This is a genomic window from Ruegeria sp. CDSC002, assembly GCF_059610905.1.
The window spans coordinates 60,231-84,514 of sequence record NZ_JBXWOM010000009.1 but is presented as its reverse complement, the minus strand read 5'-3'; the positions used below and the strand labels follow the sequence as shown (position 1 = coordinate 84,514).

The window sequence follows — 24,284 nt, the reverse complement described above, 5'->3', positions numbered from 1 at the left end:
CTATGACCGCTGGCGCGCAGCCGGGGCCGACCCCGTGCATTGAACGGCGCTAAGTCTTGCGCCGTTTCGGCAAGGCGTCTCCACCTTTTCCCGGTTTCGCGGTCGCAGCGCGGGCGCGATTTTTCTTGCTGCTGGGTTTTCCCTTGGGCGGCGGCAGGCCTTTGGTAGATTTACCGCCGGGCTTTACGCTTCCGTCTTTGCTCTTGTTAGCGGGCGTTTTGTGGGTTTTCTTCTTTGCGCTCGTTGCCGTGAATTTAACATCCGGCTCGCTCAGTGACGAGTCGCGGTGCGGTGTCGAGCCATGTTCTTTTGATCGGGTCTGTTTGAAACCGCGTTCCGCTGCTTTACTGGGCTTGCGATCTTCGGGCTTGGGTTTGCGGTTACGGGGCGTCGGGGCATCGTTCCAATCAACGGGGGTGGTGTCCCCTTTGCGCGGGCGCGGTTTACCCTTGGGTGGGCGGTTGGACCTTGGACGCTCAAACGCTGGCACGTCAGGCGCGCCATCCAAGCGCACAACGTCTTTCGAACCTTCGATTTTCATACCCGGTCCAACAGCCGCCAGAAAGCCCGCAACACTGGCTTCGCGGATCTCGACGTAAGACACATCATCGGCAATCCGGATCGCACCGATATCGTCTTTGGTCAGATCACCGGCCTTGCAGATCATCGGCAGCAAATGGCGCGGCGAAGCATTTTGGTTGCGACCTTCAGACAAGGAAAACCAAACGCTCGGACCAAAGGCGGCGCGGGGTTTGGGGCGGTCCGCCGTAACCGGGGCCAACTCTTCCGGTGCTGAATGGCGCAATTTATACTGACGTAGATACGCTGCTGCTATTTGCTCAGGGGTAAATTTTTCAACCAGGTGCCGAACCGCGTCCCGTTCGCTTTCGGTAACTTCGACTTGCCAGTCATCAGAGGCGAGCATCCGCGTCTGATCTCGCTCGTTCACCTCATCCGAAGACGGGGCGACGCCCCAATCCGCCGTGAGCTTTGCGAACTTCAGAATACGCTCAGCCTTTTTCCGCGATGACGGTTCGACCACCAGGGCGCTGACGCCCTTTCGCCCTGCCCGGCCCGTGCGTCCAGAGCGATGCAATAGCGTCTCGTGACTGTTAGGCAATTCAGCATGGATCACCAGATCGAGGTTCGGCAAATCAATCCCGCGCGCCGCGACATCTGTCGCCACACATACCCTCGCACGCCCATCGCGCATCGACTGCAACGCGTTAGAGCGTTCACTCTGCGTCAGCTCACCAGACAGTGCCACCACCGAAAACCCGCGGTTGGAAAGCCGCGTGGTCAGCCGCGACACCATCGCGCGGGTGTTACAGAAAACGATAGCATTTGGGGCTTCGTAATACCGCAGTGCATTGATGATCGCGTTATCCCCGTCCCGCGGCGCCACCATCATCGCACGATATTCGATATCAGCATGTTGGGTTTTCTCGCTGACCGTGCTCACCCGCTCGGCATCGCGCTGATAGCGCGTTGCCAGGCTAGCAATGGCGCGCGGGACTGTAGCCGAGAACAGCAACGTTTGCCGCTCTGCCGGAGTTTCATCCAGGATGAACTCAAGATCCTCGCGAAATCCAAGGTCCAGCATTTCATCGGCTTCGTCCAGAACCACAGCCCGGATCGCGGTCAGATCAATGGAACCACGCATGATATGATCGCGCAGGCGACCCGGCGTTGCGACAACAATATGCGCCCCACGCGCCAGAGCCCGGCGTTCATCACGCATATCCATGCCACCAACACACGAGGCCAGAAACGCACCAGCATCCGAGTACAGCCAGGTCAGCTCGCGCTTGACCTGCATGGCCAGTTCCCGCGTTGGCGCAACCACCAAAGCCAACGGCGCGCCGGACGCCCCGAACGTCTCATCTTCGCCCAGCAACTGTGGTGCGATCGCCAACCCGAACCCGATGGTTTTTCCCGATCCGGTTTGCGCCGAAACCAACATATCGCGCCCTTCCAGCTCGGGCTGTGTCACGGCCTGCTGGACTTGTGTCAAAGTATCGTAACCCTTGCGGGCAAGCGCATCTGCGATGGTCTGTTTCACGGTGGTGTTCTTTGTATCAGCCGGGGGATACGTGCCTTGCGGTATTGCAATCAGCGCATCTTCCAAGGTTAAAGACCGCCTCTTAACGGGAGTCGCTGGCAATGTATAGCCGTGTCTTTTGTGGTGACCGAAGTAAAAAACCGCCGGTCACGTAGGTATCTTTTGATGAACTTGTCTGCAGTTTCAGCCAACTGTCAAAAGCCGATGCGAAACCAATACTTTACCAGATAAAGTGGTGCCCGGGGGCGGAATCGAACCACCGACACGAGGATTTTCAATCCACTGCTCTACCCCTGAGCTACCCGGGCACGGGAACGGCGTTTACCGTTGGGTGGAGGCCTTCTATGACTTGCTACAGGCAGTGTCCAGAGGCTTTTTCACATTTTTTCAATGTGGACGTTGTTGCTCTGGTTCGGGATCGGAAACTTCTGTTTCAACGTCCTCTTCCCGCTGCGATGGAACCGCGTAGGACCCGTTCAGCCACTTGGCCAGATCAATATCAGCACACCGCTTCGAACAGAATGGCCGAAACTCGGTTACAGACTTTTCTGCGCAGATCGGGCAGCTCATTTCAGCACTTCCGACAACGGGATACGGCCGCGTTTGCGCTGTAGCTCGTAGTGGCCAAGAGGGGTCCAACCTGCCAGCGTGGTTTCGACCGAATCTGCCTTCAACGCAGCGCGCAGAGAGGCCTCGAACCCACGGCGATCCTTTTTAGGCATTGGTGCTAGGTCCAGAGTGATTTGCCCCCCAAGACCGCGAACGCGCAAGGCACGGGCAAGCCCCTTGGCACAGGCAAAATTGACCTTGGTTCCGCCTGCCATCGACGTGTCGGACCCGGTGTTGACATCCACAGCGACCAAGGCCCGGGTGGGCTGAATATATAGATACCCGCCTCCGGGCAGTGGCTCGGAAATACCACGCGCCACGTCCAATGCATCCAATACGCCATGCGTTTCGAAACTGCCCGGCTGCGTCACAACCTCAGCCGGGTCGGTCCAGTCGCGCCAGGCCAGAACATGGGGCCCGTCACCTTCCAGCAGCAGCTCGGGCTCAGTTCCCGGATCGTTCAAAACCTGATCCGCATGGGCCAGCATCGCGCCGATATCTTCGGCGATTTCAGCCGCACCTTCGCCCTCACAACAGGACCGCAGGATCAGGCCATGGCTGCTGCCCTCCATGCTCTCATGAGCGATTTCAAGAAGGCGGTCACGCTCATCTTCGTCGTGGATGGAACGTGAGATATTCAAACCGGGCGCATCAGGCGTGACAATCGCATAGCGGCTTTTGAACAGAACCCGATCGGTCACTGGCAACGCCTTACCGGGTTCGGCATAGCCCGTCACCTGAACCAACATCAGTGCACCGGGTGCGAGCCCTTTGATCTGTCGTAGAAAGGCCGGACCGTCAGGTGTGGTCAGGAACATGCCGCCCTGCCCTTTGACCGGTCGGTCGGCACGGGCACGGTAAATCGTACCCGGCGCGGACGCGTCAGCTGCAATCAGGAAATCGTCCAGCTGACCGTCGACCATAAGGGCGGCAGCTTCGCGGTTTTCGATGTGATCCAGAACAATGGTTCGACCCTTCATGACACCTCACGATACAGGGGATAGCCGATGCCTTGCAAAAGCGCGGCAGTCTCGGACAGGGGGAGCCCCACGATGCCGGTAAACGAACCAGAAATCCACGGGATGAATGCCCCGGCGGGGCCTTGAATGGCGTAAGCGCCTGCTTTGCCCTGCCAGTCTCCGGTCGCCAGGTAAGCGTTGATTTCGACGTCTGACAGGCGTTTGACCTTGACCTGAGACACCACATCACGTTGCAGAACGCGGACCCCGCGCCGTACAGCGACCGAGGTGATTACGCGGTGCCGTCGACCGGACAAAGCATGCAGGAATTCAGCCGCCTGGCCCGCGTCTTCCGGTTTTCCAAGAATACGGCGACCCAGTGCGACAGTGGTATCCGCACAAAGAGTTACATCGTCGCCATCGGCCTGTACCGCCTGCACTTTTGCCCGTGTAATGCGATTGCAATAGGGCACCGGCAGCTCACCTTTCAGCGGCGTTTCATCAATGTCGGGTGCACGGATGGCATCGGGCTGCACGCCAAGCTGGGCCAACAGGTCCAGCCGCCTTGGGCTGCCCGATCCTAAGATAAACGCCATTGCGGCAGGCGTTACTTGAAGCGGTAGTTGATCCGACCCTTGGTCAGATCATAGGGGGTCATCTCGACCTGAACTTTGTCGCCGGCCAGAACACGGATGCGGTTCTTGCGCATCTTGCCTGCCGTATGTGCGATGATCTCATGGCCGTTTTCCAGCTCGACCCGAAACGTCGCATTAGGCAGGAGTTCCTTCACGACACCGGGAAATTCGAGCGTATCTTCCTTGGCCATGTTGTCTCCACATTTAAGTTGCACCCGCAGAATCTGCGGGGATGTGCGCTTAAATGAGCCTATTTTGGCCCTATTTCAAGGGCGGAATCACCTATAGGGCGGATATTGTGACCGAATCGACTCGGGGTGATTGCTCATCCCAATGAGTTCGGTTGAGGACATGGCCATCGGAACGCACACAGGCGATGGCCGACATGTCGACTTCAGCATAAGTCCAGCCGGGTTGGTTCAGGGTGCCTTCGGCCAGCACTCCGGTCGCGGGAAAGCCCTTGTCCGGTGGACCAAATATACCGCCAGTGCCGGTGTTCAGATCAACGGCTTCGGACCAATCATTAGCGCCCACCAGGGACGACATCACCGTAACGCATTGATTTTCCAATGCTCTGGACATCGCGCCGATACGCACCCGCCAATAGCCTGACAACGCCTCGGTGCAGGATGGGACAAGGATAAGGTCTGCCTCGCTGAGAGCACGACCCAACAGCGGGAACTCACTATCGTAACAGATCAGCACCCCGATTTTGCCCAGCGCAGTATCGAACAGTTTCAGTGGGCCGCCAGGGGCAATATCCCACGACTCGCGTTCGAACCGGGTCATGATCTGTTTGTCCTGGTGGTCCTGTTTGCCATCTGGGGCATAGAATGCAGCCCGGTTCAAAGGTCGACCAGGGCCATCCACAACCGGGGCCGATGCGCCCAAAATGTACGTCTTGTACTCCTGCGCGAGGCGCCGGTGCAGATTTCGCACATCCGCCATCCGATCCGAGACCGCGTGGATCGACCGCTCCAGATCACCCGCCACCTCGGCCCCGTCGAGCGTAGACAGCTCCATCGCGCCATATTCAGGAAAAACCAGCAGGTCCGCCCCCTGCCCCGCGGCGTCTGAGACCCAGCGGTCCAGCTTGTCTTCATACTGCGCCCAGCTGTCGAGCCAATCGAGGTTATAGGCGGCAGTAGCGACTTTCATGGGCTATCCTTGCGGTCCAAACTCGGGCGAATTTAAGTGTGAGTTCGCGGTCTGTATAGCCCCATCCTGTCAACATGTGTATTGAATGAACAACTCCACTGTGGGCTCAGTGCCGACTTCTTTTTCAAGCGCAACATCTATCACAACGAGTGCATATGCGTCTTCCAGTTCAGCCATTGGGTTAACAACGGCACAGGGAACTGGCAAAATCTTGCGGGAGAATTGGCAAGCCCCTTTTCATTTTCGGTCAAACCATCGTAGAACCCCGTTAGTCTTCGAACCGGCAATGAAGCGTCTTGGAATACAGCACCTACAAAACAAATACGATTTGGCCGCGCCTGTCCGGCACCGCCCGAACCGCGATTGCGGTGGGTGTTTTTTGTCTTGTCTCCGCCTGCTCCGAGCGTCCAACCGATGCAGACCTCAATCCGGAACGTCAGTCAATGGCTTTGCGGGAGGTCGCGCAAAAGCAAGCCCGGGGGCAAAGGGTGTGGTGCGTTCCCTACGCACGGAACCTCAGCGGCATCCAAATTCGTGGCAACGCCAAGGATTGGTGGGGAAGGGCGCGCAGTACATTTGAACGCGGCAATGAACCAGCTGTCGGTGCTGTGATGTCGTTTCGGGCAACCCGCGGAATGCCCCTGGGTCATGTGGCTGTCGTGTCGGATATTGTCACGGACCGGGAAGTTATTGTGAATCACGCCAACTGGCTCCGAAACAAGGTATCGTTGAAAATGGGCGTCAGGGACGTATCCAAACGCAATGATTGGACCTTGGTCCGTGTTGAAACCCAACCGGGCCGGTATGGCAATTTCTACCCAGTGAACGGGTTTATCTATCCGAAAGATGACGGGTAGCTCAGTTTCTCTTCGCGTCCACCGCGAGGCATCGGAATGCGCCACGAGCGTTTCCTGCTTCGGCCGTGAATCGCGGGCACTTACCGTTTGCGCGGGGATGCAGAACGTCGATATCGTCCACAGAGAACAGAAAACTATCTATAAATCCCGCATCCAAAACTGCAGTCGCTTTGCTGTTTCGCCCTCTTCGCCAACATCCTTCCAAGAAAACTGCGCGATCACACCACGTAGCGGTTCGTATCCACGCGCGTGCCAGAAGGCATCCAGGGGGCGATAGTTTTCCGGACGCATCGGGTGATCAACAGGGCGCTGCACGCTGCAAAAGGCGCATTTTCTGAAGCCCAGCTTGCGTGCGTGTTCCTCGCGAAGGTCAAAGAACTTATGGCCAACTCCCTGCCCTCGATAATCCGATAAAAGGACAGACTCGGCGCAATAGAAGACTTCGTTCAGATCCAGACCAGAGCCATCAAAGGCGGCAGCGAAATCATCAGCGTGGTCGGTCAGTGGGGCACCGGTCGAAGCGCCTATCAGGCGGTCTCTATCAAATGCCCCGACCACGATAGCCCTATCGCTGTCCCGGTAGGACTGAAGGTACTTCCGCTCGTATTTTATGTCGCCGTCATACAGATATGGCCACGCCCGAAACACCTGGATCCGCAAACGCGCCACGTCGTCCAAGGCATCCGTCAGCGCCGCCCCGGTCAGGGAACGAACAGACGTGACCTCAGCCATTTGAAACCTGCTTGGTCCAGTCGGCAAGGTTGTAAAAGGTGGTGACGCGGGTGATCTTGCCATCCTTCAGGTCAAAGAACGATCCGGCCGGCAGGCGATAGGTCTGGCCATGCGCATCGGGCAGACCTTCGTCGGTTTCCAGATAGGTGCCGTTCACAGTGAACTCTGCCGCAGCACGAGTACCGCCTGCGGCCTCAAACACCACGATATCCGTTAGGTGTTCCTTGTAGCAGTGGTTCATATGGGCGCAAAAGGCCGTGAATTTTTCCTTACCGGTGCGGATCTGGCCTTCGTTCACGTGATGCGCCACATCATCGGACAGGCAGGCCAACATGCCGTCGACGTCACCGGCGTTGAAAGCGTCGAAATAGGTTTTGACGGTCTGGTTCATGGTCACTCCGTAGGTTCGCCCCAGCGGCCTTTCAGATGCTGAATGATCTGGTCGCGGGTCTGTCGGTAGTGAATTAACTTGTCCGCGCGGCTTTCGCCCAGTCCGGTAGGGTCCATTATTGGCCAATAATCGACATCCAAGTGAAAAATGCGCGTCAATTCCAGAGCCTGGCGTTGACTGGCCGGCGACAACGCAACGATCAGGTCGAACGAGCTTAGGTCGTCGCCCCATTCCTGCATTTCATCAAACGAGCGTGACCGGTGACGGGACAGTTCAACGCCGACTTCTTGGCAAACCGCGATGCAGAACCCGTCAATCTCAAGGTCATTTCGCACACCGGCGGATTGTACGTAGGTGCCGGTGCCGTAGAACTTTTTCATGAGCCCTTCGGCCATAGGGGACCGAACCGCGTTATGGTCGCAACAAAACAGGACCGACTGCGGCAAAGGCTTCACGCGTCAGCCCCCGAAATGCAGCACGCAGATCAGCGTGAACAAACGGCGTGCGGTATCGGTGTCGATGTCAGCCTTACCTTCAAGACGTTCTTGCAAAACGCGGCTGCCTTCGTTGTGGATGCCGCGACGGGCCATGTCGATGGTTTCGATCTGGCTGGGCGGCAGGGTCTTTACCGCGTTGAAATAGCTTTCGCAGATCTGAAAGTAATCTTTGACCACCTGGCGAAACGGCCCCAGTGACAGATGAAACTCTGCCGCCTTTTCCTCAGCCTCTGTGGCGATGTCGAAGACCAGCCGTTTGTCGCGGATCGATAGCTGCACACGGTACGGTCCGTCGGGCACGACACGGTCATCGCGTACAGGCAGCGCAAAGCTGTTTTCTTCCAGTAGATCATAGATCGCAACCTTACGCTCCTGCTCGATTTCGGGGGTCGGCGGTGGCAGGTTTCGGTCATCTAGTTCGATGTGCGAGATACGAGTCATAATGCGTGGTCCGTTCAGGTCGGGACAGACTTATCGCAATTAAAAATGATGAACAACGCAAGAGCAGATCAAATCGGATGCTCCGCAGGGTCGATTTGATGGTTTTTCAGAAGCTGATCGATCAGAGAGCCTTCATTGAAGCTCTTTACGCCTGAAAACATCCGACGGAACCATGATCCATAAAAGTGGATCGACATCTTGTCCTGCCACTCGAGAAAATCCAGCTTTGAGATATCTGGGTCGTTCCACAAAGCACGGAAGCGCGGCGGAATTGAATACAATTCGGTTCGCGGCGTTGCCATCGAATTCTCGTCGCTTCTAGAGACATAGTAATACAGCATTGGAGGCCCCAGGCTAAACAGGGGCAAACTCCAATACGTGGATTTTCCAAAGATACGCAGGTAGGCTTGTTGCTGATCTTCCGGCCACCAGGGCGGAACAAGATCGCTTTCGAATGCAAATTCGCACATCTGCTTTAACGCTAGGCTTCCAGATGGAAAGGCCAGGACGCCATTCATCAACCGTTGTTTGTTACGGTTCCCTTGCGGGAACAGGTAGCCCTGGTTCGTCTCGAACGGTCTGTTCGCATAGGCATCGGCATCCACCCAGATATAGTCCGTATCCTGCATAAGTTTCAGGCGGAACAGATCCGCATGAACGGCAACGGATCGGGTGATTGGATCACGGTAAATCTCGGACGTATCAAAAATTTCGCGTGCGTCGCGCGCCTCAATGTAGTCCGGAATATCCTCTAGGTCGCCATAGTGGTAGACGATCGGCTTCTGGTCCACATCCGCGAAGGATTTCAGGCACAAATGCTCCAGAAAACTAAACCGCTTGCCGATCCAGAGTGTTGCCACGCGTTCCAAGTCTGGCTCCTATTTGTCAGGCCCTTCTGTCAAGGCGCCGTTGAACAACCGGTTGTTTCAAGTCCCTACCTACATAATCCGTGCAGGTTCGCGGCGGGTGTGACCCTTAGGCCATAAGGATTTAGCCGTTCAGTCGCTTCAACCGCGCCGTTACTGAAAGTCCATGCGCCTCAAGGCTTTCGGAGTGGGCCAGCTGCTCGGCTGCGGGTCCAATCGCACGCAGGGCTTCTGGTGTCATTTGGCTGAGTGTCGTGCGCTTGAGGAAATCCATCACACTGAGACCAGAGGAGAAGCGGGCCGAACGCGCTGTTGGCAGCACGTGATTGGGACCACCGACATAATCGCCAATGGCCTCCGGTGTGTACTGGCCCAAGAAGATGGCCCCGGCGTGGACAGTCTTAGCGCTCAGCGCCACTGGGTCCGCCACGCACAGCTCCAGGTGTTCGGGCGCGATGCGGTTCGACAATGCCGCCGCCTCGTCCAAATCACGTACGGTGATTATCGCGCCAAAATCACGCCAGCTTGCGCCCGCGATGGCGCGGCGCTGCAGGGTTTCCAGGCGTTTGTCGACGGCTTTGGCGACAGCCTGTCCAAATCCTGCGTCATCTGTAATCAGGATCGATTGCGCGCTTTCGTCATGTTCTGCCTGGCTAAGAAGGTCCAGTGCGATCCAGTCGGGATCGTTCTCCTTGTCGGCGATGACCAGAATCTCGGACGGGCCTGCAATCATGTCGATGCCAACCTTCCCGAATACGCGGCGCTTGGCGGCGGCTACAAATGCGTTGCCCGGACCCGTGATCTTGTCGACCGCTGCAATTGTGTCGGTGCCATAGGCCAGTGCGGCAATCGCCTGTGCCCCGCCAATACGATAGATCGTGTCCACACCGGAAAGCTGCGCCGCCAGCAGGACCAACGGGTTCACTTGCCCGTCCGGTGTCGGCACGGCAATGGCCAGACGCTCAACCCCAGCGACCTTCGCGGGGATTGCGTTCATCAGCACGGAAGACGGGTACGATGCCAGCCCGCCGGGCACGTAGAGACCGGCAGCCGACACAGCAGACCAACGCCAACCCAGCATTGCGCCCGACGAATCTGTCCACTCGTGATCCTCTGGCAACTGCTTTTCGTGATAGGATCTGATGCGCTCAGCGGCCAATTCCAAAGCAGCCCGATCTTCGGACGAGACCTGATCCACAGCCTCGGTGATCTTTTCAGCGCTGAAGGCCATTGTTTCGGGCGTCAGCTCCAGTCGGTCAAACTTGGCGGTCAGCTCGATCACCGCCGCATCGCCACGTTTCCGCACGTCATCGATAATCCCGGCGACAACGGCGTCCACATCCGGGCTGTCCTCGCGCTTGGCGGACAATAGTGTTTTGAAGGCGGTCTCGAATTCAGACGACGTCGTGTCGAGGAAAACAGGCATGTACTGGCACTCCGGAGCGTTTGATCGGGACATACCGCCCAGATGGACCGGCCTCAACCCTCAGTCCTGTAGGTGCAGCGATTTGCGCATACTCAGACAGGACACGTCATTGCGCTGACTGCATCTTCCGGTGGCTTCCCAGCCGTGCCGCACATAGAAACCCTGTGCCGTTTGGGTGGCTTCAAGCCGTCCCTCGGTACAGCCAAAGGCGATAAGTTCCTGCTCAAGCGTCTTCAACAAAGCGCCGCCAATACCGCAACCGGTATGATCGGGATCGATATACAACAGGGTGATTTCTCCGGCTTCGGTCAGCCCACCAACGGCTGCAGGCTGCCCGTTATTCTCGGCAAGCCAGATTTGTGCCCCGTTCCTGATCCAGCCTCTGATCGTCTCCAGATCCTTGTTTGCGACCCATTGCGCGATCACCTCAGGATCATCCTGATGGTCCGCCGTGCAAAGGTCGGTAATTGACCGGATCAGAACACGGCTCAGATCGAACACGTCGAAAACGGTCGCACGGCGCAGCACCAAACCCTGTGGGGGTCCGGTGAATGCCTGCGCTATGCCGCGCTTATTCCGGATGGTGCGGTGCCTGACCGGATGGGGCCTGATACGGTCGGGTCACGTCCTTGAGGGTGACATCCAGCGCCTCGACCGACAAGCGGATCGTACCGTCTCCGGCCAGTGTCAGCATGATCTGCCCGGCACCGTCTTCGCCCGCTTCGAAATCAATCGACAGCAGGGACATCACCATTTCCTTGTCGCCGCGTTCGACCCCCTGGCTCGCCACAGACAGCACTGAATCGAAAACCAGAACCGACTGTACCCGTTCAAACGGGCGGTCGCGGCGGGCGGCAGCATCCTTGTCTTCCCAGCGGAACCGGTTCAGCAACAGGCCAAAGCGACGCTCAGAGGGCCGCCACGTCATCTCGGTGATTGGGAAAATCGCATCCTGCGCCAGGGTCGAAATCACCTGAAGGTCATCAGCATCCTCGGCCCCCAGATTCAGTGGGGCTTCGCGTCCGTCTTCGAAACTTGCATCTGTCATTGGCCTTTGATCCGTTCAATCTTTGCGCCCACGCCTTCCAGCTTACGCACCACATGTTCATATCCGCGGTCCAGATGATAGACCCGACTGACTGTCGTTTCCCCTTCAGCCGCCATTCCGGCCAGAATCAACGAGACTGAGGCCCGCAAATCCGTCGCCATCACGGGCGCTCCCTTCAGACGTTCAACCCCGGTCACGGTCGCCGTACCACCGTGCACTTCAATATTCGCGCCCATGCGCACCAATTCCGGGGCATGCATGAAGCGGTTCTCAAAGATACGTTCTTCCAGAACCGAGGTACCTTCGGCCGTGCACATCAGCGCCATCATCTGCGCCTGCAAATCCGTCGGGAAACCGGGAAACGGCTCGGTCACAACATCCACAGCGTTAACACGTCCGTTCTTACGGGCGACCTTCAGGCCATTTGGGGTTTCTTCGACATGCACTCCTGCCGCATCCAACTTGGCCGCAAAAGATTCGACCAAAGCCATCCGACCACCCAACAACTCAACTTCACCGCCGCACATGGCCGGGGCCAACATATATGTGCCCAGTTCGATCCGGTCGGTCACCACCTGATGCGTTGCACCATGCAGGCGATCAACGCCCTGAATCTCGATGGTCGAGGTCCCCTCACCCGAAATTTGCGCACCCATCTTGCGTAGGCACTCAACCAGGTCAACAATCTCAGGCTCACGCGCGGCGTTCTTCAGAACGGTCGTGCCTTTGGCCAGCGTGGCGGCCATAACGATGTTCTCAGTTGCGCCCACCGAGGCAAAGCGCATCTCATGCACTGCGCCTTTCAGCCCACCCGGGGCTTTGGCGTGCAAGTAACCGTCTTTAAGCTCGATCTCGGCGCCCAGCGCCTCAAGACCTTCGACATGCAGGTCCATCGGCCGCGCACCGATGGCACACCCCCCCGGCAACGACACAACGGCCTGTCCAAAACGCGCCAGCAAAGGACCCAGCACCAGATTGGACGCCCGCATCTTGCGCACGATCTCATAATCCGCTGTCTGACTGGTCAGATCATGGCTGGACATCGCCAGCACCTGACCATCCTGCAACGAGGACACCTCGGCCCCGAGCGATTGCAACAGCGCAGTCATTGTTTTGATGTCACTCAGTCGCGGTGCATTGGTTAGCGTCAGCGGTTCTTCGCTGAGCAACGTTGCGGGCATCAGCGTCAGGCATGCGTTCTTGGCCCCCGCAATCGGTATCTGACCGTTCAGCGGCCCGTTGCCCGTTACCAAAATCGAATCCATCTGCTCTTATCCCTCGTCCTTGCCGGTCTTGTCCTCGGATGCCGCCCGCGCCTTGGCCTGCGCCTTGCGCCGCGCCATATTCGCCTTAAGCGCGGCCTTAAGCCGTTCTTCGCGCGCGTCCCCGGATTTACCGTCTTTTTTAGGTGAATTTTTATCTGCCATTGTCTTTCTCTACAGGAGACGAAAAAAACCGTCCAGACACCCTTGCGCCGCGTTTCGTTTGAGTCTAATCACCCGCCCACAGCGCTGCTGTAGCTCAGAGGTAGAGCACTCCCTTGGTAAGGGAGAGGTCGAGAGTTCAATTCTCTCCAGCAGCACCATATAATCTCCATTGAATAATGCACACGTTGCTCGGTTATGAGCATGGCAGTCCAGTACCCGCTTGCATGTGCCATGGGCGCATCAAGCCCCAATAGCGCGGTTCGAATTGCGCGTGACGCGTTGAGTTTACTTTGAACCATTCAGCTCAACGCCTTGTTCCCGGAGTATGAATGCAACCTTCCTCAAACGGGGGTGAGACTTGCGTATGCAAGCCCCACTTGCCGGGATAAACTTGAATTTGTCGATCGACTCTCCCATTGAGAAACCGACAGTGCGTTGAATTATTTTTTGTCGAAACTACCCAGCGCGTGCTGGGATCCCCGGTCACGTCAAATGCGCCGTTCCGACGCTGACAATGCGCCCGCAAGCGAGCTCTTGATCTCTGATGGGATGTCCCGACCTTGCTGATTCAGCTTTGCGGCGATCCAGCCCGCAGAATGTCCACGGCATCCGATCTTGTTCAAGCGCGCCGCGGCCGGTGTTGTCACTTCACCCTGAGCCAGGGCCATGGATGCTTCAACCTCTGTGTCCGGCAGGACCATTCTAACGGCGCTGAACACGTCCATCGAGACCTGTAAAGTTTGACGCTCTAGCCGATGGGCGGCGTTGGTCAGCAGTCGCGTGCAATAAGCCGACAAGAAATACCAACGGAACACCTGAAAAACCTGACCGTTGGACGCCGCCATATCCGGCGCGCGACCCGCAACAGCGGTCAGTTCGGAAAAGGCAGCTTCAGCCAATTTGGCCGCATCGCAAATCTGACGCTCGCGACTGGCACGAGAAACCGCGCCGTTGGCGAAGCAGGAGTCAGATTTACCGATTTCCAAGTGCATTGATATCCTCCACCGTCAAATTGTGATGAAGATATAAAATCTGACGGCATCGCCGGCATGGGAATTGCGGTCAGAATTTCCCGATTTGTCGTCTTTTTTGGCCAACTTCAGAGTCTGTCTATACATTTCACCCTATAAGTTGGCCTGTTTTGAGCCATTTGGTCAACTGGTGAACACCGCAAACGTTAATGTTTTAAACAAAAAGCACACATATCTGACACGATCTTGTAATAGTTATGCCCACTTCGATATGTATGAATACTCAATCCTGCTGACCAGTTTACCAGTAAAGTTTTAACGAGGGGGTACGAAGCAGGATCAGGGGGTGAGCGCCTGTTCAGCCAGGCTCGCCTTAGGACAGAGACGCTCCCCCCGTCCTTATCACTTAGTCTATCTTGTTCTTTTGAGCATGTGGCGTCACGCCAAAACTCGACCGGTAAACGCGCGAAAAATGTCCCGGATTTTCGAACCCGCAGGCCATTGCCACTTCGGTCACGGATGCCTCGGTTTGCAATAACAGCTTCTGGGCGCGCTCCAGCCGAAGCTCCATAAAGTACTTCTTGGGCGACGTGTTGAGGTATTTACCGAACAGCCGTTCCAACTGGCGCGTTGAAATCCCCAGATCCCCGGCAATATCAGATGGGGAAACCGGTGCCTCGATGCAGTCCTGCATGATATGAATTGCCTTGGCGAGATGCGCGTTACGCATCCCGTTGCGCGATTGAAGGGACACGCGCTGTTTGGCCGTGGCATTGCGCACGGCGTTGTAGACCATCTGGTCAGCAACCGCGATGGACAACTCCTCGCCGTGGTCCCTTTCAATCAGGTGCAACATCAGGTCGGCGGTCGCCGTGCCACCCGAGGCGGTGATGTGCTTTTCATCGGCGACAAAGACACTGCGCACCAGGTTCACTTCGGGAAAGGCTTCCATAAAGGCATCATGGTATTCCCAGTGAATAGCGGCCTGCATCCCGTCCAGAAATCCTGCCTCGGCCAGCAACCACGCGCCCGAACACAAAGCGCCGATGGCCGTACCTCTCGCCCGCTCGCGCCGCAGGGTTGCAAGCAAAGGGCGCGAGACATGGTTGCGCATATGAATACCTGACAGCACGAACAGCTGGTCAGTCTTTGGCAGCGCATTCAGTCCACCATGAACCAAAGTCACCGACCCGTTGGAACAGACGGCCTGCTTGCTGTGTTCGGATACAAAAGACCACTCATACAGATCTTGACCGCTGACGAGGTTGGCAATGCGCAGCGGCTCGACCGCGCAGGAAAAGGCGAGATGCGAGAATTCCTCGATCAGGATGAAAGTGATGTGACGGGGTTGGCGCATAGACGTCCGTTTCAGTTTGACGTGGTCGACGCCCTATGCTGCACGATTCTTTTCTGTATACAACTTGTATTTTTTTAGAATACAGAGAATGAACGAATTAGCCGACACGATTCGCGCAGCGACTGTTGGAGGAACGGATGAAAGACGACGCCAAATCCCGTAAGGCAGAGTTGATGGAGCACCTGAAGGTGTCGATCCTGACGCTGCGCCTGCAACCAGGCACAGATTTGGACGAAGCGCATCTGTCCGACGCTTTCGGCCTGTCCCGCACGCCATTGCGTGAAGTGTTCCGGCAACTGGCGGGCGAAGGCTATCTGGACTTGCGCACCAATCGCAGTGCCCGGGTGTCCGAGATGTCTTATACCACCCTGCGTGACTTCTTTCTGGCTGCACCCATGGTCTATGGCGCGGTTTTGCGACTTGCCGCGCAGAACGCCACACGAACTCAGATCAACGACCTGAAAGACGCGCAACAGGCGTTCAAGGCTGCGTTGCAATCCGGATCCGCCGAAGATCGGGCGCTGGCCAATAACCGCTTTCATGATGTGACCGGAGAGATGTCAGGCAATGTCTACTTGCGGCCATCATTCAACCGGTTGCTGATCGACCATGCCCGGATCGGGATGACCTTCTATAGACCCCAATCCGTGCACAAGACCGAGAATCTGTCTGAAGCAAGTCGCCAGCATGACGCCATCATCGCCGCCATCGAGGCGGGCGATGAGGCGGCGGCTGCGCAGCTGGCCGAGGATCACTGGAACCTGTCACGCGACCAAATCGAATTGTTCGTGATGCCTGCTGCGCTGGATATCCCGATGGGTATCCCGCCCCTTTCGAAACCTGCATGAGGACGGAATGAACCCGATTTTCAGATTTGAGGGGATCTATACCCCGGTGGTCACGCCCTATCACCAAGATGGCCGCGTGAACTGGGATGCCCTGTCCCACGTGATCGAATACCTGATCGAGAATGGTGTGCACGGGCTGATATCGGGCGGATCAACGGGTGAGAACTATGCCCAGACTGTCGAAGAACGACTGGAACTGGCGTCGTTCACGCATAAACAGTTGAAAGGCCGGTTGCCTCTGGTTGTCGGAACTGGAGCGATGCTGACGCCGGATTCCATCGCGCTGGCCTCGGGCGCGCGTGAGATTGGCGCGGACGCGATCCTGCTGGCCAGCCCACCCTATTCTGTGCCGACCGATCGGGAAAACGCCCTGAACGCGCTGGCTATCGACAAGGCCGCTGACTTGCCGGTGATGTTGTACAACTACCCGCACCGCACCGGTACAATGATGGGGGAAGAATTCCTTGACCGCGTGGGGCGCAGCCGAAACTTCTGCGGCATCAAGGAAAGCTCGGGGGATATCAACCGGGTGCATTTGTTGGCGCGGGATTACCCGCATATCCAGCTTGGCTGCGGCATGGATGATCAGGCGCTGGAATTCTTCGCCTGGGGCGCACCGTTCTGGGTCTGCGGTGGGTCGAACTTCCTGCCAGCCGAACATGTAGCACTATATCAAGCCTGCGTTGTCGAAAGGAACTTCGCCAAGGGCCGCCGCATTATGTCCGCCATGATGCCGTTGATGCGGGTGCTGGAACAGGGCGGCAAGTTCATCCAGACCATAAAGCATGGCGTCACCATGAACGGGATCGACGCAGGCGCGATGCGGCCCCCGCTTAAGGGGCTGAACAAGGATGACAAACGCGCATTGGAACAGGTGACGCGCGTGCTGAAGAAAACAATCGCAGATATCGTGGCGGAGGGCTAAGGCATGGAATTGCTGACACAAGACGAATACAAATCCATCGCTGCGGGCCTGACCTTGCCCACCGGGGCCTTCATCGACGGCGCTTTCCGCCCGGCTGTCTCTGGCAAGATTTTTGAGACGGTGAACCCTGCTACAGGTGAGAATCTGGCCGATATTGCCGCTTGCGACGCGGCGGATGTGGATTTTGCCGTCGAAAAAGCGCGCGAGGCGTTTGACGATGGACGCTGGTCCAGAATGCACCCCTCGGATCGCAAGGACATACTGATCCGGCTGTCCAAGTTGATGACTCGCAATGCCCGTGAATTGGCAGTGATGGAGAGTATCGACAGCGGCAAGACCATCTATGACTGCGAAACCGTGGATATCCCCGAAACGATCCACTGCCTGAAATGGCATGCCGAGGCGATCGACAAAATCTATGATCAGGTCTCGCCCGCCAGCGACGACCACATCGCCATGGTGGTTCGCGAACCCATCGGAGTTGTGGGGTTGGTGCTGCCGTGGAACTTCCCGCTGCTGATGCTGGCGTGGAAGATCGGGCCTGCCTTGGCGGCGGGCTGCTCGGTTGTGGTGAAACCGGCAACCGAAACCACGCTGACCGCCCTGCGCCTCGCGGAACTGGCGATGGAGGCGGGCCTGCCGCGCGGCGTTCTGAACATCGTTCCGGGCGGCGGTGCTGATGTCGGTGAGCCGATTGGTCGACACATGGATATCGACATGGTCTCTTTCACCGGCTCGACCGTCACTGGCAAACGGTTCCTGACCTATTCGGCGGAAAGCAACGCCAAGGAGGTTGTGTTGGAGATGGGCGGCAAGAACCCGGCCATCGTGATGGATGACGCCGAGAACCTTGACCGCGTGGCGGCCCATGTCGTGAATGGCGCGTTCTGGAATATGGGTGAGAACTGTTCCGCCTCGTCCCGTCTGATCGTGCACAAGGACGTAAAGGCCGAGTTGCTGGAGCGGATCGCCCATCACGCGAAGCAGTGGAACATCGGTGATCCGCTGGACCCGGAAACCCGAATGGGTGCGTTGGTCAGCGAAGGCCACTACAACAAGGTCTGCGGCTACTTAGAACAAGCCGAAAACGTGGTGATTGGTGGCAATGCCAACAAGGGTTTTGTCGAAGCGACCGTGGTCGAAGTGCCCAGCAATCACAGCACTCTTGCGCGCGAAGAGATCTTTGGTCCCGTTCTGTCGGTGATCGAAGTGTCTGGCTTTGACGAGGCCATCAAGATTGCCAATGACACCGACTATGGCCTGTGTGCTTCGATCTTTACGGCTAACGCCAAGCGAGCCATCCGCGGCGCGCGGGCGATCCGCGCCGGAACCGTGACGGTGAACAGCTTTGGCGAGGGTGACATCACCACCCCCTTCGGCGGCTACAAACAATCCGGTTTTGGTGGCCGCGACAACTCGGTCCACGCCCACGACCAGTACACCCAGTTGAAAACCATCTGGATTGATCTGGCCGATGACGCGGACGAGGCGATCGATTGACGGCCTATACTGCAAAACGGCTGCCACGACAGACCGGGCCGGCGGGGTGGAACGCCATTCTGCCGCCCCAAACATCGCGACCCCGACTTGAACAGAACACCTCAGCCGACGTCACAATTGTCGGTGGCGGGTTTGCCGGGCTGAGCGCCGCGCGCAGGCTGCGCCAGCTTGACCCAGCGCTCAAGGTTGTTCTGCTAGAGGCTGGTCGCTTTGCGGAAGGTTCCGCTGGCCGTAATTCGGGCTTCATGATCGATCTGCCCCATGATCTGGCCTCGGACAATTACGCCGGAGGCGGGCTGGAAGCGGACCGCGCAACCATAGCCCTAAACCGCCGCGCAATAAGATTTGCAACGAGCGTGGCAGATGAATGCGACCTGCCGCAGGAAATGTTCGACCCATGTGGCAAGTACAATGCCGCCGCCACACGAGCCGGGGACAGACACAACCGCGCATTCGCCGCACATCTGGATCGGTTGGGAGAGCCCAGCACGCTTTTTGACCGCCAACAGATGCAAGAGATCACGGGCAGTCCGCACTATTCCTCGGGCCTTTATGCGCCCGGCACGGTGATGATCCAGCCCGCCGGTTACATTCGGGCTCTGTCCTCTCACCTGTCGTCACAGGTTGATCTGTTCGAAAACTCTCCCGTTACCGGCTTTGAAAAACAAGGCGCGGGATGGCTGGTGAAAACACCTGAAGCGCAGGTTTCGGCGGGCCAGGTCATTTTGGCCAATAACGGCCATCTGGAGAGTTTCGGCTTTTTCGAACGCCGACTGATGCATATCTGCCTTTACGCGTCGATCACGGAGCGTTTGACGCCTGAACAGATCACGACATTGGGCGGTCAATCCCGCTGGTCGGTCACTCCGGCTGATCCGATGGGCACCTCGGTCCGGCGGGTCTCGGGCAGCTATGGCGACCGGATCCTGATCCGGTCCTGTTCAACTTTTCACCCGACCATCGAGACCAGCCCAATGCGCCTGCGCAATGCAGGCTGGGTGCACGACCGCAAATTTCGCGAACGGTTCCCGCATCTGCCCCAGGTGCAAATGGAGCATCGTTGGGCCGGAATGCTTTGCCTTAGCCGAAACGGATCAGCAGCATTCGGAGAGTTGGATGAGGGTGTCTTCTCGGCCTGTTGTCAGAACGGCTTGGGAATTGCCCGAGGGACATTGCAGGGCATGGCAGTGGCGGAATTGTTCACGCAGGGCGGATCGGACATCGCGGATCATTTCCTGACCCAACCGATGCCGTCGCGCCTGCCGCCAGAGCCGTTCGCATCATTGGGTGCAAATAGCTATCTGATTTGGAAAGAGTGGCGTTCAGGAAAGGAATGACCTGTCAGGGCAGGCTGAGCTTGGTCATGCGACCCCCATCCACCGTGTAAATCTGACCGGTGACAAAGCTTGCGTCCTCGGACGCAAGAAACGCTACCACTGCCGCGACCTCCTCTGGTCGGCCAGTCCGGGCGACGGGATGAATGAGGCCAATGTCGCGGCGAAATGCATCCGGATCCGGCTGAGCGTCGATGAAACCCATGTTCAGCTCAGTGTCGATCCAGCCGGGCGCCACCGCGTTGCACCGGACCCCCTCCGCCCCGTGATCCACGGCGACGGCACGGGTCAATCCGTGCAACCCGGCTTTGGTCGCACAATAGGCCGCATGGCCAGGATTACAGCCCAATCCTTCGATTGAGCCGATATTGACGATGTTCCCTTGCGTCTGCCGCAGATGGGGCAGCGCCGCCTTGATCAGCAGAAAAGGAGCCGTCAGGTTGACTGTCAGGTTGCGCTGCCAATCCTCCAGGCTCATGTCTTCGACAAGGACTTCCTGCATCATGCCCGCGTTGTTGACGAGGATATCCAGACGCCCTGCCCGCTCAACGACCTGATTTACCACAGATTGCGGGCTGCTCGGATCACCAAAATCTGCCTCGATCCCTTCGAACCTGGGATCTTGCCCGCGCTGCGCGGTAAACACCTGCGCCCCGTCCTGACACAATCGCTCAGCAATAGCCCGACCGATCCCGCTGCGTCCGCCGGTGACAAGGGCGGTTTTGCCTTCAAATCGGGTCATGATACTGGCTTGCCTCCGTTCACCTCAAGCACCGCGCCGCAGATATAGCGCGACGCATCCGAGGCCAGAAACAGGATTACATCAGCAATGTCTTCGGGTTCAGCAATTCGCCCCAAGGGAACAGTCTGCCCCAGCTTGGCGACAGCTGTGTCCGGGTCGAAGCCGCGCTTGGCAAAACCGGATCGCAACATAGGCGTGTTCACCTCGTTCGGGCAAACCGCGTTGATGCGGATGCCCTGATGGGCGTGGTCCATCCCCATGCATTGAGTCAGAGAGGCAATCGCGGCCTTGGTCATGCAATAGGCAGCGTGGTTTGGACCGGGGCGCAGGCCCCAGCAGGATGCGGTGTTTACGATCGCACCGCCTCCGTTGGCAGCCATAGTCGGGATCGCAGCGCGGCAAATGCGAAAGGGGGCTTCGACGTTCACGCCCAGAGACAGAGACCAATCCTGATCCGAGGTTTCAGTGACGGCACCCCGCGTAATGACACCTGCGTTGTTAACAACAATGTCCAACCCGCCCAGCGCATCCGCTGCCCTTTGCGGCAGAGCATCTGCATAGGCCGGGTTCATCAAATCGCCAGGCAGATGAGCCTCGGCCTCAATCCCGTCGGTCAAGCGGTCAGCAACGGCAACCTGCGCGCCGGCGGCACGCAAGCGGCGCACCAGAGAGGTTCCGATTCCGCCAGCAGCCCCCGTGACCAAAGCCGACTTTCCTTCAAATCCCATGACCTGCTCCATCAGAAAGACGCAACTGGTGCGCCAAAACAATCTTCGTCTGGCACGACACCCAGCCCCGGCCCGGTCGGAATTGGGATATACCCACAGTCAATGCGGATTCCATTTTGGGCATCATAATTACCTTCGATGTATGGCGCGGCCAACCAGACGCCTTCCAGCAGATCAGGCCGAACAGTCGCGCCGATATGCGTGCAGGCAGCGGCGATTATGTCCCCGCCCCAGCTGTCATCGCAGGTATGGGGCAGATTTCGCACTTCGCAAAGGTCCCGGAATGCGCGCATAGGGTGCAGTCCGCCAATGCGTGTGACTTTCATGCCGAAGCCATCCACCAGACCGGTGCCCGCCGCGGTGATCGCCGTATTCAGGCTGGTGCTGTTCTCATCCATATAGATCGCGTGGCTCACTTGTGACCGAATTTTCTGTAGATCTTCGATCGTGTTGCAAGGTTGTTCCATGACAAACGGGATGTGCGGGCATTCGCGGCTGACGCGCAGCGCGTCGCGGGTTGTCCAGCCGCGGTTCCCATCCACGGCAAGACGCATGCCGGACCCACCGATGACCTCCCACACTTTGCGGATCGTTTCGATATCCAACTCAACCGGCCGGCCACCGACCTTGATCTGCAAGCGCGGATAACCTTCCGCCAGTTTGTCCCTGGCCAGACGGGCGATATCATCCGGAGCGCCGACGCCTGTAGCATAGTATGAAGGTACCTTGTCGACTTCGGCCCCGCCGAGCAGATCCGAAACACTGATTCCATATTGCTTGCCCAGCAGGTCATGTGCAGCGATGTCGAGGGCTGCTTTGGCATAGTTGTGTCCGTTCAGAAGACCGTCCATCCGTCTGTGCAGCCCAAGTGGAGAGACCTCTGCCCCCAACAAACCTTCGGCCATCTGCACCAGCGCGGCGCGGGCACCCGCGGCGTGCGCCTCGGCATAGGTGGGACCGACTGGACACGTCTCTCCCCAACCGACCAGTCCATTGTCGGCCACCAGCTTGACCAAGGTGGTGTCCAGTGCCCAGACCTCGGCCTTGGCCATTGTGTATGGGCCGTTTTTGACCGGAAGATCATGGCTATAGATATGAATTTCGGCGATTTTCACGGCTTGCATTCCGTACTGTTATTGAAAGGAAAAAACCCGCCCAATGGTCCGGGCGGGTGAGTTTCAGGGAGATTATATCAGTAACTTTGGTTCAGCTCATCAGCCGCGGGGATCTCACGCTCGCGCCGTGCGATATAGTCCAGCAGAGCCTCGTTCTTAGCTTCGTCCAACTTAGGTTCCTCATACTCGGCCAACAGCGACCGGGCGCGGTTCAGGGCACGTTCCGTGATTTCGACGCTGCCTTCGGCCTGCCATTGTTCGATCGAGTTGTTGTCGAACAGCTCGGGCATGAAGAATGCACTCTGGAAATTGTCCTGTGTATGGGGGTGACCAAGATAGTGACCACCGGGTCCAACATCCGGAACCGCTGCGAGGGCCTGATCGAAATCGTGCCATTTCGGCCCCTCAGCCATGCAATAAGCCATCGTGCATTGTTCGGCGTCGACGATAAACTTGGCGACGGAACAGTGCATCCCGGCCTCATTCCATCCGGCTGAATGCCAGATGTAGTTGGCACCAGCGTGTATGACCGCCTGCAATGTGGTCGCGGATTCATACCCGGCCTGCGCATCGAACGTTTTTGCCCCACCCAGCGTGTTGGAGGTGCGCCACGGAACATCGTAGTGCCGCGCCATCTGGCCAATCATGAAGTTCATTAGGCTGATCTCGGGCGTGCCTGCCATCGGCGCGCCTGATTTCATGGACACTGTCGACAGGTAGTGGCCATAGATCGCCGGAGCCCCCTTGCGGATGACCTGCGTGTAGGCCAGCGCACTCAGCGCCTCGGCATTCAATTGCGCCACCGTGGCTGGAACGGATGCCGGGGTATTGGCCCCTCCTAGAACGAAGGGCGAGCACAAAACCGGCTGATTGCGACGGCAGAAGGCGCGCAAAGCGCCCAGCATGGTTTCGTCCCAAACCAAAGGCGAGTTGCCGTTGCAATTACCTGTTGTGACGGGGTGATCCTCAAGGAAGTCATCCCCAAACAGGATCGCACACATGTCCAGCACGTCCTCGGCGTTCTTGGGCGAGGTGGTCATGCCCATGAACGTCTTGTCCGAGTGTTTCATCGACGAATAGGTGATGCGCAGGTGGCGTTGACTGATCGGATGGTCATAAGGTTCCACGATGTGGTGCGCCGAGGAATGCAGCGCAGGCATCATGTGGCTGAGTTTGTGGAACATCGCCAGATCTTCCAGCAACGGATTTCGGCGCACGTCGTCCAGATCGCGCAGAAATGGGGCGCCGGTCATAGGCACAAAGATCGAGTGCTTACCGCCCAGCCGCACATTCTTTTTCGGGTCCCGCGCGTGATATGTGAAATCGCTGGGTATGGTGGCAATCAACTCGCGCACCAAACCACGGTCGAGGTAAACCAGCTCGCCATTGACCTTGGCACCGGCCTTGTTCCAGTCTTCTAGCGCGATGGGGTCTCGGAACTGAACGCCAACGTTCTCAAGGATGTCCATCGAGGCACTGTCGATGCGTTCGACCTGGGCACCATCCATCACCTCACACAAGGGGATACCTCTGGTCAGGCCGGGCAGCATTTCAAAGTTCGGGGCAGTGCGCAGGGCGCGACGGGCAGAGCGTCCGCCCGAGCGCGTCGCAGTACGAATGTTCACGGGGCAATCCTCCAATCTTACTTTTCAGATT

Annotated in this window: 27 protein-coding genes and 2 tRNA genes; 6 read left to right on the top strand and 23 right to left on the bottom strand. The window is 57.8% G+C overall.

The window, feature by feature from the left end; genetic code table 11:
* Window positions 1-49 precede the first annotated feature (49 nt).
* The 7 genes from AC2FJE_RS16900 to AC2FJE_RS16870 all read right to left on the bottom strand — a co-directional run bounded on the left by AC2FJE_RS16900 (window position 50) and on the right by AC2FJE_RS16870 (window position 5,423).
* Entirely contained in the window at window positions 50-2,062 is a 2,013-nt protein-coding gene (locus AC2FJE_RS16900) for a DEAD/DEAH box helicase (protein ID WP_496757362.1), read from the bottom strand.
* Between the two features lie 233 nt (window positions 2,063-2,295).
* Window positions 2,296-2,370, bottom strand: a tRNA-Phe gene (locus AC2FJE_RS16895).
* Window positions 2,371-2,449: 79 nt separating this feature from the next.
* Window positions 2,450-2,632 carry a DNA gyrase inhibitor YacG gene (locus tag AC2FJE_RS16890; RefSeq protein WP_058275399.1) on the bottom strand — a complete coding sequence of 61 codons (183 nt, stop codon included), beginning with the start codon at window positions 2,630-2,632 and terminating at the stop codon, window positions 2,450-2,452.
* Entirely contained in the window at window positions 2,629-3,651 is a 1,023-nt protein-coding gene (locus tag AC2FJE_RS16885) for a ribonuclease E/G (protein WP_496757358.1), read from the bottom strand. The genes AC2FJE_RS16890 and AC2FJE_RS16885 overlap by 4 nt, the downstream gene beginning before the upstream one ends.
* Entirely contained in the window at window positions 3,648-4,226 is a 579-nt protein-coding gene (locus tag AC2FJE_RS16880; protein ID WP_058275397.1) for a Maf family protein, read from the bottom strand. Before AC2FJE_RS16880 ends, AC2FJE_RS16885 begins: the two co-directional genes overlap by 4 nt.
* 11 nt (window positions 4,227-4,237) lie before the next feature.
* On the bottom strand, window positions 4,238-4,456 hold the full coding sequence (gene infA / locus AC2FJE_RS16875; RefSeq protein WP_005978431.1) for a translation initiation factor IF-1: 219 nt from the start codon (window positions 4,454-4,456) through the stop codon (window positions 4,238-4,240).
* A 91-nt stretch (window positions 4,457-4,547) separates the two neighbouring features.
* Window positions 4,548-5,423, bottom strand: coding sequence for a carbon-nitrogen hydrolase family protein (locus tag AC2FJE_RS16870; RefSeq protein WP_496761201.1), 876 nt, complete (start codon window positions 5,421-5,423; stop codon window positions 4,548-4,550).
* 443 nt (window positions 5,424-5,866) lie between these two features.
* On the opposite strand from AC2FJE_RS16870, the gene AC2FJE_RS16865 reads away from it, so the two are divergent.
* Window positions 5,867-6,280 (top strand): CHAP domain-containing protein, encoded by a 414-nt coding sequence (locus tag AC2FJE_RS16865; protein ID WP_348774900.1) that lies wholly within the window; start codon window positions 5,867-5,869, stop codon window positions 6,278-6,280.
* Window positions 6,281-6,418: 138 nt separating this feature from the next.
* On the opposite strand, the gene AC2FJE_RS16860 is transcribed toward AC2FJE_RS16865, so the two are convergent.
* The 10 genes from AC2FJE_RS16860 to AC2FJE_RS16815 form a co-directional block, all read right to left on the bottom strand.
* The gene (locus AC2FJE_RS16860; RefSeq protein WP_496761199.1) at window positions 6,419-7,012 is read right to left on the bottom strand and encodes a GNAT family N-acetyltransferase; all 594 of its coding nucleotides are present in this window, start codon (window positions 7,010-7,012) and stop codon (window positions 6,419-6,421) included.
* A complete protein-coding gene (locus AC2FJE_RS16855) occupies window positions 7,005-7,403 on the bottom strand; it encodes a ketosteroid isomerase-related protein (RefSeq protein WP_496757348.1) in 399 nt (132 codons plus the stop codon). Before AC2FJE_RS16855 ends, AC2FJE_RS16860 begins: the two co-directional genes overlap by 8 nt.
* A gap of 2 nt (window positions 7,404-7,405) precedes the next feature.
* The gene (locus tag AC2FJE_RS16850) at window positions 7,406-7,858 is read right to left on the bottom strand and encodes an arsenate-mycothiol transferase ArsC (protein ID WP_058275393.1); all 453 of its coding nucleotides are present in this window, start codon (window positions 7,856-7,858) and stop codon (window positions 7,406-7,408) included.
* Window positions 7,859-7,861: 3 nt separating this feature from the next.
* Window positions 7,862-8,341 (bottom strand): UPF0262 family protein, encoded by a 480-nt coding sequence (locus AC2FJE_RS16845; RefSeq protein ID WP_058279383.1) that lies wholly within the window; start codon window positions 8,339-8,341, stop codon window positions 7,862-7,864.
* A 68-nt stretch (window positions 8,342-8,409) separates the two neighbouring features.
* The gene (locus tag AC2FJE_RS16840; RefSeq protein WP_496696379.1) at window positions 8,410-9,210 is read right to left on the bottom strand and encodes a hypothetical protein; all 801 of its coding nucleotides are present in this window, start codon (window positions 9,208-9,210) and stop codon (window positions 8,410-8,412) included.
* A 121-nt stretch (window positions 9,211-9,331) separates the two neighbouring features.
* Complete coding sequence (gene hisD / locus AC2FJE_RS16835) at window positions 9,332-10,633, bottom strand: histidinol dehydrogenase (RefSeq protein ID WP_496761198.1); 1,302 nt, start codon at window positions 10,631-10,633, stop codon at window positions 9,332-9,334.
* Between the two features lie 60 nt (window positions 10,634-10,693).
* Window positions 10,694-11,161 carry a GNAT family N-acetyltransferase gene (locus AC2FJE_RS16830; protein WP_496761196.1) on the bottom strand — a complete coding sequence of 156 codons (468 nt, stop codon included), beginning with the start codon at window positions 11,159-11,161 and terminating at the stop codon, window positions 10,694-10,696.
* Between the two features lie 43 nt (window positions 11,162-11,204).
* Window positions 11,205-11,681, bottom strand: coding sequence for a DUF2948 family protein (locus AC2FJE_RS16825; protein ID WP_058275388.1), 477 nt, complete (start codon window positions 11,679-11,681; stop codon window positions 11,205-11,207).
* Entirely contained in the window at window positions 11,678-12,946 is a 1,269-nt protein-coding gene (gene murA / locus AC2FJE_RS16820) for a UDP-N-acetylglucosamine 1-carboxyvinyltransferase (protein ID WP_109312459.1), read from the bottom strand. Before murA ends, AC2FJE_RS16825 begins: the two co-directional genes overlap by 4 nt.
* 6 nt (window positions 12,947-12,952) lie before the next feature.
* Window positions 12,953-13,108, bottom strand: a complete 156-nt coding sequence (locus AC2FJE_RS16815; RefSeq protein ID WP_199520031.1) for a hypothetical protein — start codon at window positions 13,106-13,108, stop codon at window positions 12,953-12,955.
* An 83-nt stretch (window positions 13,109-13,191) separates the two neighbouring features.
* Between AC2FJE_RS16815 and AC2FJE_RS16810 the strand changes: the two genes are divergently transcribed.
* Window positions 13,192-13,266, top strand: a tRNA-Thr gene (locus AC2FJE_RS16810).
* A 330-nt stretch (window positions 13,267-13,596) separates the two neighbouring features.
* Here the strand turns inward: AC2FJE_RS16810 and AC2FJE_RS16805 are convergent.
* Together AC2FJE_RS16805 and AC2FJE_RS16800 are read right to left on the bottom strand one after the other, a co-directional pair.
* A complete protein-coding gene (locus tag AC2FJE_RS16805; RefSeq protein ID WP_496757332.1) occupies window positions 13,597-14,100 on the bottom strand; it encodes a hypothetical protein in 504 nt (167 codons plus the stop codon).
* 385 nt (window positions 14,101-14,485) lie between these two features.
* Window positions 14,486-15,436, bottom strand: a complete 951-nt coding sequence (locus AC2FJE_RS16800; protein ID WP_496757330.1) for a GlxA family transcriptional regulator — start codon at window positions 15,434-15,436, stop codon at window positions 14,486-14,488.
* A gap of 137 nt (window positions 15,437-15,573) precedes the next feature.
* On the opposite strand from AC2FJE_RS16800, the gene AC2FJE_RS16795 reads away from it, so the two are divergent.
* Genes AC2FJE_RS16795 through AC2FJE_RS16780 form a run of 4 tightly spaced genes read left to right on the top strand, consistent with a single transcriptional unit; the run spans window position 15,574 to window position 20,046 of the window.
* Window positions 15,574-16,284, top strand: coding sequence for a GntR family transcriptional regulator (locus AC2FJE_RS16795; RefSeq protein ID WP_282121123.1), 711 nt, complete (start codon window positions 15,574-15,576; stop codon window positions 16,282-16,284).
* 7 nt (window positions 16,285-16,291) lie between these two features.
* Window positions 16,292-17,209, top strand: coding sequence for a dihydrodipicolinate synthase family protein (locus AC2FJE_RS16790; RefSeq protein WP_282121122.1), 918 nt, complete (start codon window positions 16,292-16,294; stop codon window positions 17,207-17,209).
* A 3-nt stretch (window positions 17,210-17,212) separates the two neighbouring features.
* Entirely contained in the window at window positions 17,213-18,709 is a 1,497-nt protein-coding gene (locus tag AC2FJE_RS16785) for an aldehyde dehydrogenase (protein ID WP_282121121.1), read from the top strand.
* Window positions 18,706-20,046, top strand: a complete 1,341-nt coding sequence (locus AC2FJE_RS16780; protein ID WP_496761194.1) for an NAD(P)/FAD-dependent oxidoreductase — start codon at window positions 18,706-18,708, stop codon at window positions 20,044-20,046. The genes AC2FJE_RS16785 and AC2FJE_RS16780 overlap by 4 nt, the downstream gene beginning before the upstream one ends.
* 4 nt (window positions 20,047-20,050) lie before the next feature.
* Here the strand turns inward: AC2FJE_RS16780 and AC2FJE_RS16775 are convergent, their stop codons facing one another.
* The 4 genes from AC2FJE_RS16775 to AC2FJE_RS16760 form a co-directional block, all read right to left on the bottom strand.
* Window positions 20,051-20,785, bottom strand: a complete 735-nt coding sequence (locus AC2FJE_RS16775) for an SDR family NAD(P)-dependent oxidoreductase (RefSeq protein WP_496757319.1) — start codon at window positions 20,783-20,785, stop codon at window positions 20,051-20,053.
* Complete coding sequence (locus AC2FJE_RS16770; protein ID WP_496757317.1) at window positions 20,782-21,513, bottom strand: SDR family NAD(P)-dependent oxidoreductase; 732 nt, start codon at window positions 21,511-21,513, stop codon at window positions 20,782-20,784. The genes AC2FJE_RS16775 and AC2FJE_RS16770 overlap by 4 nt, the downstream gene beginning before the upstream one ends.
* A gap of 11 nt (window positions 21,514-21,524) precedes the next feature.
* Window positions 21,525-22,637: a mandelate racemase/muconate lactonizing enzyme family protein gene (locus AC2FJE_RS16765; protein ID WP_496761192.1), complete on the bottom strand. Its 1,113-nt coding sequence runs from the start codon at window positions 22,635-22,637 to the stop codon at window positions 21,525-21,527.
* Window positions 22,638-22,705: 68 nt separating this feature from the next.
* Window positions 22,706-24,253 (bottom strand): trimethylamine methyltransferase family protein, encoded by a 1,548-nt coding sequence (locus tag AC2FJE_RS16760; RefSeq protein WP_496761190.1) that lies wholly within the window; start codon window positions 24,251-24,253, stop codon window positions 22,706-22,708.
* Window positions 24,254-24,284 lie beyond the last annotated feature (31 nt).

Excerpts from the sequence above, each read along its gene's own strand:
- AC2FJE_RS16865 (WP_348774900.1), top strand. The coding sequence starts at position 5,867 with ATGGCTTTGCGGGAGGTCGCGCAAAAGCAAGCCCGGGGGCAAAGGGTG.
- AC2FJE_RS16775 (WP_496757319.1), bottom strand. The coding sequence starts at position 20,785 with ATGACCCGATTTGAAGGCAAAACCGCCCTTGTCACCGGCGGACGCAGC.
- AC2FJE_RS16770 (WP_496757317.1), bottom strand. The coding sequence starts at position 21,513 with ATGGGATTTGAAGGAAAGTCGGCTTTGGTCACGGGGGCTGCTGGCGGA.
- AC2FJE_RS16795 (WP_282121123.1), top strand. The coding sequence starts at position 15,574 with ATGAAAGACGACGCCAAATCCCGTAAGGCAGAGTTGATGGAGCACCTG.
- AC2FJE_RS16880 (WP_058275397.1), bottom strand. The coding sequence starts at position 4,226 with ATGGCGTTTATCTTAGGATCGGGCAGCCCAAGGCGGCTGGACCTGTTG.
- AC2FJE_RS16860 (WP_496761199.1), bottom strand. The coding sequence starts at position 7,012 with ATGGCTGAGGTCACGTCTGTTCGTTCCCTGACCGGGGCGGCGCTGACG.
- infA (WP_005978431.1), bottom strand. The coding sequence starts at position 4,456 with ATGGCCAAGGAAGATACGCTCGAATTTCCCGGTGTCGTGAAGGAACTC.
- AC2FJE_RS16825 (WP_058275388.1), bottom strand. The coding sequence starts at position 11,681 with ATGACAGATGCAAGTTTCGAAGACGGACGCGAAGCCCCACTGAATCTG.
- AC2FJE_RS16805 (WP_496757332.1), bottom strand. The coding sequence starts at position 14,100 with ATGCACTTGGAAATCGGTAAATCTGACTCCTGCTTCGCCAACGGCGCG.
- AC2FJE_RS16765 (WP_496761192.1), bottom strand. The coding sequence starts at position 22,637 with ATGCAAGCCGTGAAAATCGCCGAAATTCATATCTATAGCCATGATCTT.
- AC2FJE_RS16785 (WP_282121121.1), top strand. The coding sequence starts at position 17,213 with ATGGAATTGCTGACACAAGACGAATACAAATCCATCGCTGCGGGCCTG.
- AC2FJE_RS16855 (WP_496757348.1), bottom strand. The coding sequence starts at position 7,403 with ATGAACCAGACCGTCAAAACCTATTTCGACGCTTTCAACGCCGGTGAC.
- hisD (WP_496761198.1), bottom strand. The coding sequence starts at position 10,633 with ATGCCTGTTTTCCTCGACACGACGTCGTCTGAATTCGAGACCGCCTTC.
- AC2FJE_RS16885 (WP_496757358.1), bottom strand. The coding sequence starts at position 3,651 with ATGAAGGGTCGAACCATTGTTCTGGATCACATCGAAAACCGCGAAGCT.
- AC2FJE_RS16815 (WP_199520031.1), bottom strand. The coding sequence starts at position 13,108 with ATGGCAGATAAAAATTCACCTAAAAAAGACGGTAAATCCGGGGACGCG.
- AC2FJE_RS16890 (WP_058275399.1), bottom strand. The coding sequence starts at position 2,632 with ATGAGCTGCCCGATCTGCGCAGAAAAGTCTGTAACCGAGTTTCGGCCA.
- AC2FJE_RS16870 (WP_496761201.1), bottom strand. The coding sequence starts at position 5,423 with ATGAAAGTCGCTACTGCCGCCTATAACCTCGATTGGCTCGACAGCTGG.
- murA (WP_109312459.1), bottom strand. The coding sequence starts at position 12,946 with ATGGATTCGATTTTGGTAACGGGCAACGGGCCGCTGAACGGTCAGATA.
- AC2FJE_RS16790 (WP_282121122.1), top strand. The coding sequence starts at position 16,292 with ATGAACCCGATTTTCAGATTTGAGGGGATCTATACCCCGGTGGTCACG.
- AC2FJE_RS16800 (WP_496757330.1), bottom strand. The coding sequence starts at position 15,436 with ATGCGCCAACCCCGTCACATCACTTTCATCCTGATCGAGGAATTCTCG.
- AC2FJE_RS16845 (WP_058279383.1), bottom strand. The coding sequence starts at position 8,341 with ATGACTCGTATCTCGCACATCGAACTAGATGACCGAAACCTGCCACCG.